1 protein-coding gene (cut by a window edge) is annotated in these 17,315 nt (G+C 70.2%); it reads right to left on the reverse strand.

The features are described 5' to 3' along the window. Positions 1-17,315: the 3' portion of a non-ribosomal peptide synthase/polyketide synthase gene (locus tag IBX22_RS13815; RefSeq protein WP_194815986.1), read on the reverse strand. The gene runs 19,702 nt beyond the window's last position; only the last 17,315 of its 37,017 coding nucleotides appear in the window; the start codon falls outside the window, past its right edge; its stop codon occupies positions 1-3.

Raw genomic sequence — 17,315 nt, forward strand, 5'->3', positions numbered from 1 at the left:
CTACTCCGCGGAGATGATGGTGATCTCCGCGTCGGCTGCGCTGGTGTCCGTACCCGGGTTGGCGAACCAGTGGGTGACCTCGCCGTCGGCCAGGTCGGATGCGACGTCCTCGCCGGCCGGGAGGACCGAGAGCGCGCCCGCCGTGGCCGCGGCGAGGAATTCCCAGAGGGCCGCCTTGCCGGATTCCGCGGTGGTGAAGGTGGTCGACTCGTAGTCGATGCCGTTGTCGTCGCGGAGGCCGACACCCAGGTCGAGTGCCTCGGTCTGGGTCAGCACCACTGCGCCCGGGAGGACGAACGCGGGGCTGTCCTCGGTGAGCGGGCGGACGCGGTCGGCGTAGGAGACCGGGTGGCTCGCGGCGGCGGCCAAGGCCGTCTGCACTTGCGCGTCACCCGGCACCAGCCAGTGCACCGGCCCCGGGATCGGATCCAGGGTGATACCGAATCCGGCTCCCGCACCGACGATTTCGTCGATCCGCAGACCATTGGCGAACAGCGCTGCCGCACCGGCCTTTTGGACCGCCCACACCGCGACGACCGAGTCCACCGAACGCGGAAGCGCGATCGCGACGACATCACCCGGGCCCGCGCCGTGCTCGATGAGCACGCGGGCCAGCTGCGAGGACCGCCGGTCCAGGACGTGGTAGGCGATCTCGTTGCCGTCGTCGAGCAGAGCCGGGGCTTCCGGATCGGCTTCGACGACCTCGGCGAGCACCTTGGCCAGCGTGCGGTTGCCGACCCGGGACGGATCCTGGGCGGGAGCCGTTGTGGCGATACCGGATTCGGCGAGCAGCTGGGCGCGTTCGGTGTCGTCGAGGATGTCGATGTCACCGATCGAACCGGCCGGGTCGCCGAGCAGCGATTCCAGCACGCGGACCAGGCGGACCGCGAGGGTGTCCACCTCTTCGGCGGTGAAGCGGCTGGTCAGGTATTCGAAGGTGAACTCCATGGTGGACTCGGCGGCTACCTGCAGGGTGAGCGGGTAGTGCGTCGAGCTGTCCACCTCTACGCCGGTGACCGACATGCCGTCGATGGAGCTGGCGGCGGCGATGGCCTCGCGGTCGATCGGGTAGGACTCGAACACCAGCAGGGTGTCGAATTGTGAACCGGCGCCGGCCATCCGCTGGATGTCGGCGAGGCCGACGTAGTGGTGGTCGAGCAGGTCGGCCTGATCGTGCTGCAGGGTGCGCAGCTGATCCTCGACGGTGCCGCGGTCATCGATGCGCACCCGGACCGGGAGCGTATTGATGAACAGGCCGACCATCGATTCGACGCCCGCGAGTTCGGCGGGACGACCGGAGACGGTCGCGCCGAACACCACATCCGAACGGCCTGTGAGCCGGCCGAGGGTGATGCCCCACGCGGCCTGCACCAGGGTATTCACCGTGATGCCGAGTTCGGCGCAGTGTTTGGTCAGCCTGCGGGTGCGGTCGGCGTCGTAATCGACGACCACCTTGCCGGTTTCGTAGTTCTCGGCCGAACGCGGCTGCGGGGCGAGCTCGGTCGGTTCGGTGAGACCGTCGAAGGCCGCCGCCCAGCTGCGCAGCGACTCGTCGGCGTCGCGGGTGCTCAGCCATTCCAGGAAGGAACGGTAGGACGCCACCGCCGGCAGCGCGGACTGCTCGCCGCGCACCGCGTACAGCACCAGCAGGTCCTGCATGAGCAGCGGCATGGACCAGCCGTCGAGCAGGACGTGATGGGTGGTGATGGCCAGGTGCCACTGCTGCTCGCCCGAGCGGTACAGGGTGAACCGGACCAGCGGCGGGGCCGCCATGTCGAAGCGGTTCGCCCGGTCGGTCTCGAGTTGACGGTGCAGTTCCGCGGTCCGCTCGGCGTCCGGCACGTCGGTGAGATCGATTTCCTGCCAGGGCAGTTCGACGCCGTCGATGGCGATCTGCACGGCCTGGCCGGCGGAGTCGGTGACGAACGCGGTGCGCAGGTTCGGGTAGCGGTCCAATAGCGCCTGCGCGGCGGTGCGCAGACGGTTCACATCCAGTTCGCCGCCCAGGTCGACGACGGCCTGGATGGTGTAGATGTCCACCGTCGCGGTGCTCATCAGGGCGTGGAACAGCAGACCGGATTGCAGCGGGGTCACCGGCCACACCTCGGTCAGCTGCGGGTAGGTGCGCTCCCACAGGTCGATGTCGGTCTGGCCGACGCGGACCAGCGGCATGTCCGACGGCGTGCGGCCGCCGGCGTCCGGGCGCTGCGCGTGTTCGGCCACCGCGGTGAGGGCTCGCACCCACAGATCCACCAGCTCCTGCACCCGGTCCTGGGTGAGCAGGCCGGACGGGAAGGTGAAGGTGGCGCGCAGTTCGCCGCCGACGACCATCGCCTCGATGTCGAGGCTGCGGGTCGCGGGCATCGCCGGATCCAGCTGGGTGCTGACCTCGGCGGCCGGCTTGCCCAGGTAGTGGAAGCCGATCTGTCCCGAGATATCCACAGGCTCGGCCAGCAGCTGTTCCTTGACCGACTTGACGACGGCGCCGGTGGTGACGCCGCCGGTGAAGGCCGCCTCGACATCGGACAGTTCCAGGCGGAACGTGCCGGGCCGGGTGAACCAGCCGATGGTGTGCGAGAGGTCCGCGCCCGCAACGGCTTCGCGGCCGTCGCGATCGAGGTCGATCAGCACATCCTGGAGGCCCCAGCGGACCAGGGCCATGGCCAGCGCGGCCACCAGCCCGTCGGTCTCGGTGCCGCGGTAGCGGGCCGAGATCCCGGTGACGACCGCGGCGGTGGCCTCGGCGGGCAGGGTGACCTGGATCCGCTCGAGGGTCGCGGCGGTGTCGATCGCCGGATCCAGCGCCCGGCTGCCGATCGGAGCCGAAAGCTGCTGCGGCGCCATCGGTTCCGTTACCTCGGCGAAGCTGGTGGCCCAGCGGCGCAGCGAGGTTCCGACAGCGGGCAGCGACAGCGTCGCGTCCACACCGAGCTGTTCGGCGGCCAGGATCAGGTCCGCGCCCAGCACCTGCCAGGACGGTCCGTCGACCACGAAACGGTGTGCCACGACGAGCAATTCGTCGTCGCGGTTGTCCGCGAAGGTGAACAGCACGAACTGCGCCATGACGCCGTTGGCCGGGTCCAGGCGACCCGCCGCGGCCGCGCGTTCGGCGGCGACGAGATCGGCTAGGTTCGCGCCCTTCTCGACGCGCGCCTCGTGCACCAGCGGCTCGACATCCACCGAGCCGGGTTCGAGGGCCTCGAACAGCCAGCCCGCGCCCGCCGGACGCAGCCGGGTCCGCAGCGCGTCGTGCCGGTCGACGATCGCGGTGAGCGCTTCCAGCAGCGTGTCCCAGTCCAGCGCGGCGGGCAGCGGCAGCAGCGCCGACTGCGCGAAGTGCTGGTAGGCAACGCCGTCAGCGAGCAGCGCGGCCATGGCGGGCGGCAACGGGATCTCGCCCACGCCGCCGCCGGGCAGCTCGACCAGGCGCGACAGGTCCGGGTCGTCCACCAGGGTGGCGGCCGCGGCCAGCGCGGCAACACTGCGCTGGGAGAACACATCTCGCACGCTGAAGGCGACGCCGAGCGCCTTGGCCCGCGACACCAGCTGGATGGACAGGATGCTGTTGCCGCCGAGCGCGAAGAAGTCGTCGTCCGCGCCGACGTGCTCGATCGTGAGCACGTCGCCGAAGACGCCCGCGATGATCTGCTCCAGCGGGGTCACCGGGGCACGGAACGCGGTCTTCTCGAAGGTGGGCTCCGGCAAGGCATTCCGGTCGAGCTTGCCGTTCGCGTTGAGCGGCAGGGCATCCAGGACCACGAATGCCGCCGGCACCATGTACGAGGGCAAGGCCGAGCTCAGCGCCGACTTCACCGGCGCGAGGACCTTCGCCTTGTCGTCCTCGGCGGCGCCGAGCGACTCCGGCGACGGCACGATGTACGCGACGAGACGATCGCCGAGGTTCGGGTCGGTGTGCGCGAGCACGGCGGTTTGCGCGATCTGCGGCAGCGCCAGCAGCGCCGCCTCGATCTCGCCGAGCTCGATACGGAAGCCGCGGATCTTCACCTGGAAGTCGGTGCGGCCCCGATAGTCCAGCTCGCCGTCGGCGTTCCAGGCCACCAGGTCACCGGTGCGGTACATGCGCTCGCCGGTCCCGAAGGGGTTGGCCACGAAGCGTTCCGTGGTCAGGTCGGGGCGGCCGAAGTAGCCGCGCGCCAGCTGCGCACCGGCCAGGTACAGCTCGCCCGAGACGCCGAACGGCACCGGCCGCAGGCGGGCGTCGAGCACGTAGACCTGGCTGTTCCATTCCGGCGCACCGATCGACACCGACACCTCGTCGGTGGCGGTGACCAGGTGGTTGGTGATCGAGACGGCGGCCTCGGTCGGGCCGTACAGGTTGAACAGATCAGCCCGATTGCCCTTCCGGAACTTCTGCGCGGTCGCGGCGGGCAGCGCCTCGCCGATGGCGAGGATGCGGCGCAGCGAATCCGGCAGGCGGCCTTCGCCTTCGGTGAGCAGCGCGTCGAGCATGGACGGCACCACGTGCAGCGTGGTGACACCCGTGGACCGCATCAGCTCGTTCAGGTACGCCGGATCCCGGTGACCGTCGGCCGCGGCGATGACCAGGCGGCCGCCGCTGACGGCTGCCGACCAGAACTCCCAGACCGACAGGTCGAAGGTGGCCGCGGTCTTGAGCAGCACCGCGTCTTCGCTGCCGAGGCCGAATTCGGCGGTCTTCCAGAACAACTGGTTGGCGATGGCGCCGTGCGGCACGGCGACACCCTTGGGCTGACCGGTCGAACCGGAGGTGAAGATCACGTACGCGGTGCCGGCGGCGGACAGTGCCCGCACGCGCTCGTCCGCGGTGACCGGAGCGTCGGAGTACGCCGACAGTTCCAGCTCGTCGATGCGCACCGATTCGGCTGCGGCGGTATCGAATCCGTCGCGGCCGGTGGTCAGCACGCACACCGGCGCGGCGGTGCCGAGGATGTAGTCGACCCGGTCGGCGGGCTGGTCCGGATCGATCGGCACATAGGCCGCACCGGATTTCGCAACCGCGTACATGGCGATCACCAGGTCGGCGGAGCGGCGGATGGCCAGGGCGACCCGGTCCTCCGCGCCGACGCCGCGCTCGATCAGGTAGCGCGCCAAGCGATTCACGCGTGCGTCGAGTTCGGCGTAGGTGATCTGCTCGTCCTCGGTGACGACGGCGATCGTGCCGGGCGCGGCCGCGGCGACAGTCGCGTCGAGCATCGACACCAGCGTCGCGGTGGTGTCCACCGGGTGCGCGGTGTCGTTCCAGGACCGCAGGATTCGCGTCGACTCCTCCGCCGCGAGCAGGTCGATCTCCCCGACCGGCACCGTGACATCGGCGAGCACCGCGTCCAGCACGCGCACGAACCGGTCCGCGAAGCCCTGCACGGTCGCCTCGTCGAACAGGTCGACGGCGTAACCGAATTCGGTGATCACCTCGGCGGGCGTGCCGTCCTCGGCGTACCGGTCGAACAGGGTGACGTGCAGGTCGGTCTTGGCCAGCTGCGCATCGAAGTTGACCGCGCTCACGTTCAGGCCGGGCAGCGTCAGCTCGGTCTCGGCGAGGTTCTGGAACGACAGGCCCACCTGGAACAGCGGGTTGCGCGCGGTGGAGCGCTCCGGGTTGAGCACCTCGACCAGGCGCTCGAACGGGACGTCGGCGTTGGCGAACGCCTCCAGGTCGCGTTCCCGGACCTCGGCGAGCAGCTCGGCGAACGACGCGTCCGGGCGCACCTGGGTGCGGAACACCAGGGTGTTGACGAACATGCCGATCAGGTCGTCGAGCTCGCGTTCACCACGGCCCGCGATGGGGGTGCCGACCGCGATGTCGTCCGCGCCGGACAGGCGCGAGAGCAGCACCGCGAGCGCGGCGTGCACCACCATGAACAGCGACGCCTGGTTGGCGCGCGCCAGTTCGTGCAGGCGGGCGTGCTGCTGCGGGGACAGTTCGAAGCGAATCGCCTTGCCCTGGAACGACTGCGCGGGCGGGCGCGGGCGGTCGGCGGGCAGCTCCAGCTGATCCGGCAGGCCCGCGAGGGTCTGCTGCCAGTAGGAGACCTGCTGGGCGGCAAGCGATTCCGGATCGTCCTCGGCGCCCAGCACCGAACGCTGCCACAGCGCGTAGTCGGCGTACTGCACCGGCAGCGGCAGCCACTGCGGCGCGTCGCCGGTGGCGCGAGCGACGTAGGCGGCCATCAGGTCACGCGCCAGGGGACCCATGGAGGCGCCGTCGGCGGCGACGTGGTGCACCACGAACGCGACCACGTGCTCGGTGTCGGTGATCCGGTACAGCGCCACATCCAGCGGCACCTGCGCGGTGACGTCGAAGGTGGTGAGCGCGAAGCCGATCACGGTGCCGACCAGGTCGGCCTCGTCGACGTCCACCGGCACCAGCTCGGGCGCGGCGGCGACCGGCCGGACGACCTGCTGCGGTCCCTCGGCCGAGTTCGGGTAGACGGTGCGCAGCACCTCGTGGCGGGCCAGCACGTCACCGATCGCCTGCGCGAGCGCGGGGATGTCCAGCGTGCCGGACAGGCGCACGGCCAGCGGGATGTTGTCGACCGCCGAGGCGGCGGTGTCGAACTGGTTCAGGAACCAGTACCGCTGCTGCGCCGGGGACAGCGGGACGCGATCCGGGCGCGGCTGCGCGGTCAGCTGCGGCCGGGCCCGGCCGGAGCCCGCGTTGTGCTCGACGTGCACGGCCAGGGCGTGCACCGTGGACGCTTCGAACAGGTCGCGGACCGCGAGGTGGGTGTCCAGGGCCGCGCCGAGGCGGGCGGTGACCTGGGTCGCCAGCAGCGAGTTGCCGCCGAGTTCGAAGAAGTCGTCGTCGGCGCCGACGCGGGTCAGGCCGAGCACGTCCTCGAACACGCCCGCCACGATCTCCTCGATCGGAGTCGACGGCGCGCGGAACACCTTGGCCTCGAACACCGGCGCGGGCAACGCCTTTCGGTCCAGCTTGCCCGAGGCGTTGAGCGGGAACTCCTCGAGCACGACGAACGCCGCCGGGACCATGTAGGCCGGGAGCTCACCGCCGAGTTCGGCGCGCACGGCTTCGGTGTCGATCGAATGACCGGCCGCGGCAATGACATAGCCGACGAGCTGATCACCGAGGCGATCATCCGAACGCACCAGCACCACAGCCTGAGCGATCGACTCCAAACCGGTGAGGGCGGCTTCGATTTCGCCGAGTTCGATCCGCAGACCACGCAACTTCACCTGGAAGTCGGTGCGGCCCAAGTACTCCAGCTCACCATCGGCGGTCCAAGTGACCAAGTCACCGGTGCGGTACATCCGCGCACCATCGGCGCTGAACGGGTTCGCCACGAAGCGGTCCGCGGACAGGTCCGGACGTGCCACGTAACCACGGGCCAGCTGCGTGCCCGCGAGGTACAGCTCACCGGCGACACCGGCCGGGACCGGGTGCAGGCGCGAATCCAGCACGTACACCTGGGTGTTGAAGACCGGGGCGCCGATCGGCACCGAGGTGAGGGCGGCGTCGGACACCTCGTGGAAGGTGACGTCGACGGCGGCTTCGGTGGGGCCGTAGAGGTTGTGCAGGCGCGCGCCGGTCAGCTCCCGCAGGCGCTGCGCGGTGACCGCGGGCAGCGCTTCACCGGAGGCGAAGACATTGCGCAGCGTGCGGCAGGCCGCGGCCGCGTCCTCGGCGACGAACACCGACAGCATCGACGGCACGAAATGCGCGGTCGTGACGCGCTGTTCGGTGATCACGCGTGCCAAGTAGGCGGGATCGCGGTGGCCGTCGGGCTTGGCGACGACCAGGCGGGCGCCGATCTGCAAGGGCCAGAAGAACTCCCAGACCGAGACGTCGAAGGTGGCCGGGGTCTTCTGCAAGACCACGTCCTCACCGTCGAGGTGGTAGGCGCTCTGCATCCACACCAGGCGGTTCACGATCGCAGCGTGGGAGACCGCGACACCCTTGGGGCGGCCGGTCGAACCGGAGGTGAAGATCACGTATGCGGTGTTGGAAGGACGGAGAACGCCCAGACGTTCGGTGTCGGTGATCAGGTCTGCGGAGTAGGCGCTGTAGTCCAGCAGCACAGCAGATGGGTCCCGGCGTTCGCCGGGATGACGGTGGTCCGGGGTGGACGTGGAGAGCGAACCGGTATCAGGGCCGTTCCCTTCACCGGGAGCCAGGTCGATCACGACGGCTGGGACAGTGCCCGCGTCGACATCGTCGCGGGAGGTCGTCAGCACGCACACCGGTGCTGCGGTGTCGAGCACGTAGCGGGTGCGGTCGGCCGGATGATCCGGATCCAGCGGCACGTAGGCGCCACCGGCGACGGTGACCGCGTACATGCCGACCACCAGCTCCAGCGAACGGCGCATCCCGAGGGCGACCGTTGAATCCGGGCCCACACCCAGCGCGATCAGGTGCCGGGCAAGCTGATTCACCCGGGCGCTGAACTCCGCGTAGGACAGACTCGTCCCCTCGAAGGTCAACGCGATCGCATCTGGAGTCTTGGCGGCCTGCGCCTGGAACATCGACACCAGCGTCGCGGTCTCGTCGACCTCGTGCGCGGTGTCGTTCCAGCCGCTGACGACCTGCGCGTGTTCGGTGGCGTCGAGCAGCTCGACATCGCCCAGCGTCCCGGCCGGGTTGCCGACCACCGAGGTCAGCAGTCGCACCAGGCGCTCGGCGAACCCGGCGACGGTGGCGCCGTCGAACAGGTCGGTGGCGTAAGCGAATTCGGCGCTCATGCCGTCGGCGGCGCCGTCCGCGCCGAGCCGGTCGGTCAGGTTCAGGTGCAGGTCGAACTTGGCGGTGACCACGTCCAGCGGCACGCCGGCGACCTCGAGCCCGGGCAGCTCGAACGCGGCCGCACCGGTGTTCTGGAACGACAGCATGACCTGGACCAGCGGATGCCGGGCCTGCGAGCGCGCCGGGTTCAGGATCTCGACGAGGCGCTCGAACGGCAGGTCGGCGTGGCCGAACGCGGCGAGGTCGGTGTCCTTGGTCTGCGCGAGCAGGTCGGTGAACGACTGCGCCGGATCCACGGCGCTGCGCAGCACCAGGGTGTTGACGAACATGCCGATGGCGTCGTCCAGCACCGCTTCACCACGGCCCGCGACGGCCGTGCCGATGGCGATGTCGTCGCCGTTGGACAGGCGCGCCAGCAGCGCGGCGAACGCCGCGTGCACCACCATGAACAAGCTCGCGCCGTTGGCGCGGGCCAGGCTGTCCAGGTCGCGCACCAGCTCCGCGCCGAGCGCGAACTCGTGCACGCCACCGCGGTTGGAGGCGACGGCCGGACGCGAGCGGTCCGACGGCAGATCCAGCTGGTCCGGCAGACCGGCGAGGGTCTCGGTCCAATAGGAGACCTGCTGCGCGATCAGCGACTGCGGATCCGCTTCGGAGCCAAGGGTTTCCCGCTGCCACAGCGCGAAGTCCGCGTACTGCACCGGCAGCGGCGCCCACCCCGGCGCTTCGCCCCGGGAGCGGGCCGCGTAGGCCATCATCACGTCGCGGGCCAGCGGACGCACCGACCAGCCGTCGCCGGAGATGTGGTGCACCACGAAGACCAGCACATGCGTGTCGGTGCCCTCGACCCGGAACAGCTTGGCGTGCACCGGAACTTCGGCGGTCACGTCGAAACCGGTCAGCACCAGGTCGCTGACGCGATCCGGAACCTCGTTCTCGGGCACCGGGATCGGGGTCAGATCCGGCAGGGTGTGCCCGGCGGGCAGGATCACCTGCACGCCGTAACCGTCCGCGGTCTCCGGGTAGACGGTGCGCAGCACCTCGTGCCGGGCCACCACATCGGCGACCGCCTGCTGCAGCGCCTCGATATCGAGGGTGCCGGTGAGGCGGACCGCGAGCGGGATGTTGTTGACGGCCGAGTCCGCGTCGAACCGGTTCAGGAACCACATGCGCTGCTGCGCGAGCGACAGCGGAATGGTGTCCGGGCGGGCGGCCGCGACGAGCGCGCGACGAGCGCCGGTACCGGCGTGGGCTTCCATGCGGACAGCCAGCGCACCGACGTTCGGCGCCTCGAACAGCAGGCGGACCGGCACCCGGGTGTCCAGGGCCGCGCCGAGGCGGGCCACGACCTGGGTGGCGATCAGCGAGTTGCCGCCGAGCTCGAAGAAGTCGTCGTCCAAGCCGACCGAATGTGCTTCCAGGCCGAGGACTTCGGCGAAGGTGTTCGCCACGATCTCTTCGATCGGGGTGGACGGTGCGCGGAATTCCCTTGCCTCGAAGGCGGGTTCGGGCAGCGCCTTGCGGTCGAGCTTGCCGTTCGCGTTGAGCGGCATCTCCTCGAGCACCACGAGGGCGGCCGGAACCATGTAGGAGGGCAGCTGCGCGGACAGATAGGCGCGCAGGGCGTCCACGTCCACGGACGCGCCGTCGGCGGGCACGACGTAGCCGACCAGCTGATCGCCGGTGCGGTCGTCGGAGCGCACCAGCGCGACCGACTGGGCGACGGAATCGTGTGCGGCGAGGGCGGTTTCGATCTCGCCGAGCTCGATACGCAGACCGCGCAGCTTCACCTGGAAGTCGGTGCGACCCAGGTAGACGATGCCGCCGTCCTTACCGCGGGTGACGAGGTCACCGGTGCGGTACATACGGGCGCCCGAGCCGAACGGGTTGGCCACGAAGCGATCCGCAGTCAGGTCGACCCGGCCGTAGTAGCCGCGCGCCAGCTGATCACCCGCGAGGTAGAGCTCACCCGCGACACCGGCCGGAACCGGGTGCAGCCGCGAATCCAGCACGTAGGCCTGGGCATTCCAGACCGGCAGGCCGATCGGCACCGCGCCGCTGACATCGGCGGCCACCGGGCCGTGCGTCGCGTGCACGGTGAATTCCGTCGGCCCGTACAGGTTGTACAGCTCCGCGGAGCTCACCCGGCGGATGGCGTGGACCGCCTCGGCGGTGAACGCCTCACCCGCGACGAGCAGCGCCCGCAGCGAGCCGAGAGCGGCGGCGTCGGCGGCGCCCGCGAAGACGGTCAGCATCGACGGCACGAACGAGGTCATGGTGACCTGCTCGGACGCGATGACATCCGCCAGGTACTGCGGGTCACGGTGCCCATCGGGCGTCGCGACGACCATGCGGCCACCGGTGGACAACGGCCCGAACAACTCCCACACCGAGACGTCGAAGGTGGCCGGGGTCTTGAACAGCACCACATCATCGGCGTCGATGCCGTATTCGCCGGTGATCCAGCGGATCTGGTTGACCACCGCCGCGTGCGGCACGGCCACACCCTTCGGGCGGCCGGTCGAACCGGAGGTGAAGATGACGTAGGCCGGGTGCTGCGGACGCAGCGGAACCAGCCGCTCGGCGTCGGTGACCGGAACATCGGAGAACTCCGACAGGTCCAGGTCATCGATCGACAGCGCGCCCTCGAACTTGTCCCGCGACGTGGTCAGCACGCACACCGGTGCCGCCGACTCGAGCACGTAGGAGATGCGCTCGGCAGGCTGGTCGAGATCCAGTGGCACGTAGCCGCCACCGGCCGCGTGCACGGCGTAGGCGGCGACCACCAGATCGATGGAGCGGCGCAGGCCCAGTGCGACAAGCGCTTCCGGGCCGACACCCTCGGCGATCAGGCGGCGAGCGAGGCGATGCACACGCGACGCCAGCTCCGCGTAGGTGAGCGAGGTACCGGTGGCCGGGTCGACGATCGCGACCGCGTCCGGCGTCGCCGCGGCCTGCGCCGCGAACTCACCGACCAGCGTCAAGCCGCCCTCGTCGCTGCGCCGCAGGGCGGGCGCCTCGTAGGAGGCTTCGCCGCTGACCCGCGGGAAGAGGTTGTTCGCGGTGTCGTTCCAGCCGCGCAGCTCCCGCTCGGCCTCCGCCGCATCGAGCAGCGCGATGTCGCCGACGGCCCGATCCGGTTCCGCCACAACGGCGGCCAGCAACTGGTTGAACCGGCGGCCGAACGCGACCATCGTCTCCGGATCGAAAAGATCGGTCGCGTAGACCAATTCGGCGGCGATACCCGACTGCGGCTGCTCGGTCATGACCAGCTGCAGATCGAACTTCGCCGTGTCGATCGGCATGTCGACGCCGTTGGCGGTCAGGCCGGGCAGTTCCAGCGAGGTCTGGCCGGTGTTCTGGAACGCCAGCATCACCTGGAACAGCGGGCTGCGCGCCTGCGAACGGGCCGGGTTCAGGATCTCGACGAGTCGCTCGAACGGCAGGTCGGCGTGCCCGAACGCCGCGATATCGGTGGCGCGCACGGTACGCAGCAGGTCGGTGAAGGTGGCGTGGCCGTCGATCGGGGTCCGCAGCACCAGGGTGTTGACGAACATGCCGATCAGGTCGTCGAGCGCGCGCTCGCCACGGCCGGCCACCGGGGTGCCGATCGCGATGTCTTGTTCGCCCGACAGGCGGGACAGCAGCACGGCCAGCGCGGTGTGCGCGACCATGAACAGTGTCGTGCCCCGGCTGCGCGCCAATTCCACCAGCTCGGCATGGATTTCGGGCGCGATCTCGAAGGCATGGGTCGCGCCGCGGCCCGACGCCACCGCCGGACGCGGCCGGTCGGCGGGCAGGTCGAGCTGCTCGGGCAGCCCGCGCAGCGCCTGCTTCCAGTACGAAACCTGATCGGAGATCACCGATTCCGGATCGTCCTCGTTGCCGAGCACCGCGCGCTGCCACAGCGCGTAATCGGCGTACTGCACGTCCAGCGGACGCCACGCCGGTTCGCCGCCCTCGACACGGGCGCCGTAGGCGATCATGACGTCGCGGGTGAGCGGGCCCATGGAGAAGCCGTCGGCCGAAATGTGGTGCACCACCAGGGCGAGCACGTGTTCGGTCGGGCTGACCTCGAACAGGCGCGCCCGGAACGGCACCTCGACGGTGACGTCGAACGCGGTCTGCACGAACTCCGAAAGCCGCAGCGGCAGTTCCGCTTCGGTCACCTCGACCGGTGCGAGATCCGGGATGACCTGGCCGGTCGGCACCGTCTGCTGGTGCGCCGCGCCCGCCACCTCGGGGTAGTAGGTGCGCAGCGATTCGTGGCGGGCCAGCACGTCGGCGACCGCGATCTGCAGTGCCTGCCGGTCCAGCAGACCGGACAGCCGGACCGCGGCCGGGATGTTGTCCACCGTCGACTCGGGGTCGAACCGGTTCAGGAACCACATCCGCTGCTGTGCCAGCGACAGCGGCACCCGCTCCGGACGCGGCTGCGGCACCAGCGCGGCGCGCGCGCCACCACCGGCACGCGACTCCACCCGGGCCGCCAGCGCGACCACCGTGGAGGCCTCGAACAGTTCCCGGACACCGAGGTCGGTGTCGAGCGCCGCGGCCAGGCGGGCCGCGACCTGGGTGGCGGACAGCGAGTTACCGCCGAGCGCGAAGAAGTCGTCGTCCAGGCCCACCCGGTCGACGCCCAGCACCTGGGCGTAGGTGTCGGCCACGATCTCCTCGACCGGCGTGGTCGGCGCGCGGAACACCGCGGCCTCGAACACCGGCGCGGGCAACGCCTTCCGATCCAGCTTGCCGGAGGCGTTGAGCGGGAACTCGGCGAGCACGATGATCAGCGCGGGCACCATGTAGGCGGGCAGCTGCCGGCCCAGATCCTCCCGCACCAGATCGGTGTCGAGCGGCAGGCCCGGCGCGGCAACGACATAGGCCACCAGCTGATCGCCGAGGCGCTGATCGGCACGGACCACCACGACAGACTGCGCGATCTCATCCAGCGCGGTGAGCGCCGACTCGATCTCGCCGAGCTCGATCCGCAGGCCGCGCAGCTTCACCTGGAAGTCGGTGCGGCCCAAGTACTCCAGCTCACCATCAGCGGTCCAGGCCACCAGGTCACCGGTGCGGTACATCCGCGCGCCGTCGGCGCCGAATGGGTTGGCGACGAACCGGTCCGCGGACAGGTCGGGGCGCGCCACGTAGCCGCGCGCCAGCTGGGTGCCCGCGAGGTAGAGCTCACCCGCGACACCGACCGGCGCGGGCCGCAGTCGCGAATCCAGCACGTACACCTGGGTGTTGAACACCGGGGCGCCGATCGGCACCGTGTCCGTGTCGGCGGCGGTCACCTCGTGGTAGGTGACGTCGACGGCCGCTTCGGTCGGGCCGTACAGGTTGTGCAGCGCAGCACCGGTGAGCTCACGCAAACGGTGAGCGGGCTTGGGCGGCAACGCTTCACCGGAAGCGAAGACCATCCGCAGCGACGTGCTCTGCGCGGCAGCCGCGTCCGCGACGAAGACCGCGAGCATGGACGGCACGAAGTGGGTGACGGTGACCCGCTCGGCGGCGATGATCTCGGCCAGGTAGGCCGGATCGCGGTGCCCGTCCGGCTTGGCGACGACCAGGCGTGCGCCGATCTGCAAGGGCCAGAAGAACTCCCACACCGACACGTCGAAGGTGGCGGGCGTCTTCTGCAGGATCGCGTCGGCGTCGGTGAGCCCGTATTCGGACTGCATCCACACCAGGCGGTTCACGATCGCGGCATGCGAGACCGCGACACCCTTCGGCTTACCGGTGGAACCGGAGGTGAAGATGACGTAGGCGGTGTTGTCCGGGCGCAGCGCGGTGCGGCGCTCCGACGCGGCGACCGGCGTATCCGAGTACCCGGACAGATCCAGCAGATCGATGCGCACCTGCGCGGTATCGAGCTCCAGATCGCTGCCCGAGGTCAGCACGCACACCGGATCGGCGGTCGCGAGAATGTATTCCGTGCGCTCGGCCGGGTGATCCGGGTCCAGCGGCACGTAGGCGCCACCGGCGAGCACGACGGCGTACATGCCGACCACCAGGTCGACCGAGCGCCGCATGCCGAGGGCGACAGCGGTTTCCGGGCCGACGCCGCGGTCGATGAGCCAGCGCGCCAGCGGGTGGACCCGGCGGGCGAACTCGGCGTAGGACAGAGTTGTCCCCTCGAACGTCAGCGCGGTCGCGTCCGGGGTGCGCGCCAGCTGCGCCTCGAACATCGAGACCAGGGTCGCGGTCTCGTCGACCTCGTGCGCGGTGTCGTTCCAGCCCGCCACCACGAGCACGCGCTCGGCGGCATCGACGAGTTCGATATCGCCTACGGCCGCAGCGGGTTCGGTGGTGATCGCGGTGAGCACCCGGATCAGGCGATCCGCGATCCGGCGCACCGTCTGCTCGTCGAACAAATCACGCAGGTAGCCCGCGCGGATCCGCAGTCGCGAATCCAGTTGAGCGATAAGGGTCAACGGGTAGTGCGTGGCGTCGGCCGCGTCCAGGCCGGTCACCGCCATGCCGTCGATATCGGCGGCCTGCGCCTGGATGCCTTCGGCGTCGACCGGGTAGGACTCGAACACCACGAGGGTGTCGAACAGTCCACCGATACCCGCGGCGGACTGGATGTCGGCCAGGCCCACATAGTGGTGGTCGAGCAGGTCGGCCTGCTCGCCCTGCACGCGAGTCAGCAACTGCCGCACCGGTTCCGACGCGTCGAAACGCACCCGCACCGGCACGGTGTTGATGAACAGGCCCACCATGTTCTCGACGCCGGCGAGCTCCGCCGGGCGGCCGGAGACGGTGGTACCGAACAGCACATCGTCACGCCCGGTCAGGCGGCCGACGAGGATGCCCCACGCCACCTGCAGCACCGTGTTGGCGGTGACGCCGAGCGAGGCGGCCAGTTCGGTCAGGCGCGCGGTCCGCGTGTCGTCCAGCTCGAAGAAGTACTCACCGGACAGCGAGGTGATCTCGCGACCGGCGTCCGGGCGCGACAGCAGCGTCGGCTCACCGACACCGCGCAACGCGTCCGCCCACACGGCCACCGAGGCCGAATGATCCTGCTGCGCAGTCCATTCCAGGAAGTTCCGGTAGGAGCGCACCGCCGGGAGCGCGGTCGCATCGGCATGCAATGCGTAGAGCCCCAGCAGATCCCGCATGAGCAGCGGCATGGACCAGCCGTCGAGCAGGATGTGGTGGTTGGACACCACGAACTGCCAGCTGTGCGCCTCGGTCTGGATCAGCGTGAACCGGATCAGCGGCGGCGCGGTCAGGTCGAAGCGCTGCAGGCGATCGGCGTCGATGAGGTCGGCGGCATCCCCGGTGCCGACACGGTCGTGCTCGGCCCAGGCGACGCGGACGCTGTCGAGCACCAGCTGCACCGGGTTGCCCGCGTTGTCGGTGACGAACGCGGTGCGCAGGTTCTCGTAGCGGTCCACCAGCGCCTGTGCGGCGGCGCGCAAGCGCACCGGGTCGACGTGACCGGTGAGGGTCAGCACCGCCTGTGCGGTGTAGACGTCCACCGAGCTCGCGGCGAGGCGAGCGTGGAACAGCAGGCCCGCCTGCAACGCGGCCAGCGGCCACACATCCGCGAGGGCGGGGAAGCGCTGCTCCCAGCCGTCGATATCGCGCTGCGTGGTGCGCACCAGCGCGAAGTCCGACGGCGTGTGTCCACCGGCGTCGGCCGAATTGGCGTGCCGCGCAACCGCTTCCAGCGCGGTCGTCCACAGCTCGCCGAACTCGCGGACCTCGTCCTCGGCCAGCAACGTCGACGGGTAGCCGATATTCGCGGTCAGCTTGTCGCCGACCACGATCGCGTTGATGTCCAGCGGCGCGGCGGCAGGCATGTCGGCGTCGTAGGATCCGCCGAGCGCACCGAGTTCCGGCGCGGGGATCCAGCCGAAGCCCCGGAGCGCTTCGGGCACATCGTTGTCCGAGATCCGGCCCAAGTAGTTGAAGCTGACCTGACCGGGCAACTCCACGGGCAGCTCGCCGGCGGTGGCTGGGTTCAGGTAGCGCAGCAGCCCGTAACCGATGCCCTTGTCCGGCACCGACAGCAGCTGCTCCTTGACCGCCTTCACGGCCTGGCCCAGCGCCGGGCCACCGGCCAGCGCGGCATCGATATCGACGCCGGACAGGTCGAACCGGACCGGGAAGATGGTGGTGAACCAGCCGACGGTGCGCGAAATGTCCGCGCCCGGAACGACTTCCTCTTCACGACCGTGGCCTTCGAGCCGGATCAGCAGCGAATCGTCGGCACGCGTGCCGGTGCGACGGGCCCGCCACTTCGCGGTCGCCAGCGCCAGCGCGGTCAGCAGACCGTCGTTGACGCCGCCGTGGAACAGCGCGGGCACGGTGGTCAGCAGCGCCTTGGTGACCTCGGCGGAGACCTCCACCTTCAGCTTCTCGATCCGGCCGGAGGTGTCGCGGGCCGGATCCAGCGGACGCTCGGTGAGCAGCGGGTCGGGCGCGCCCGCGACCGACCGCCAGTAGTCGAGTTCGGCGGTGCGCTCGGCGCTTTCGGCTTCCCGCCGCAGGGCGTGCGCCCAGGCGCGCATGGAGGTCGCGGGTGCGACGAGTTCGGGTTCCTGACCGGCGGTGAGCTGGCCCCAGGCCGCGACGAAGTCGGGCACCAGGATGCGCCAGGACACGCCGTCGA

It is taken from the genome of Nocardia sp. XZ_19_385 (assembly GCF_015355755.1).
Taxonomy (GTDB): domain Bacteria; phylum Actinomycetota; class Actinomycetes; order Mycobacteriales; family Mycobacteriaceae; genus Nocardia.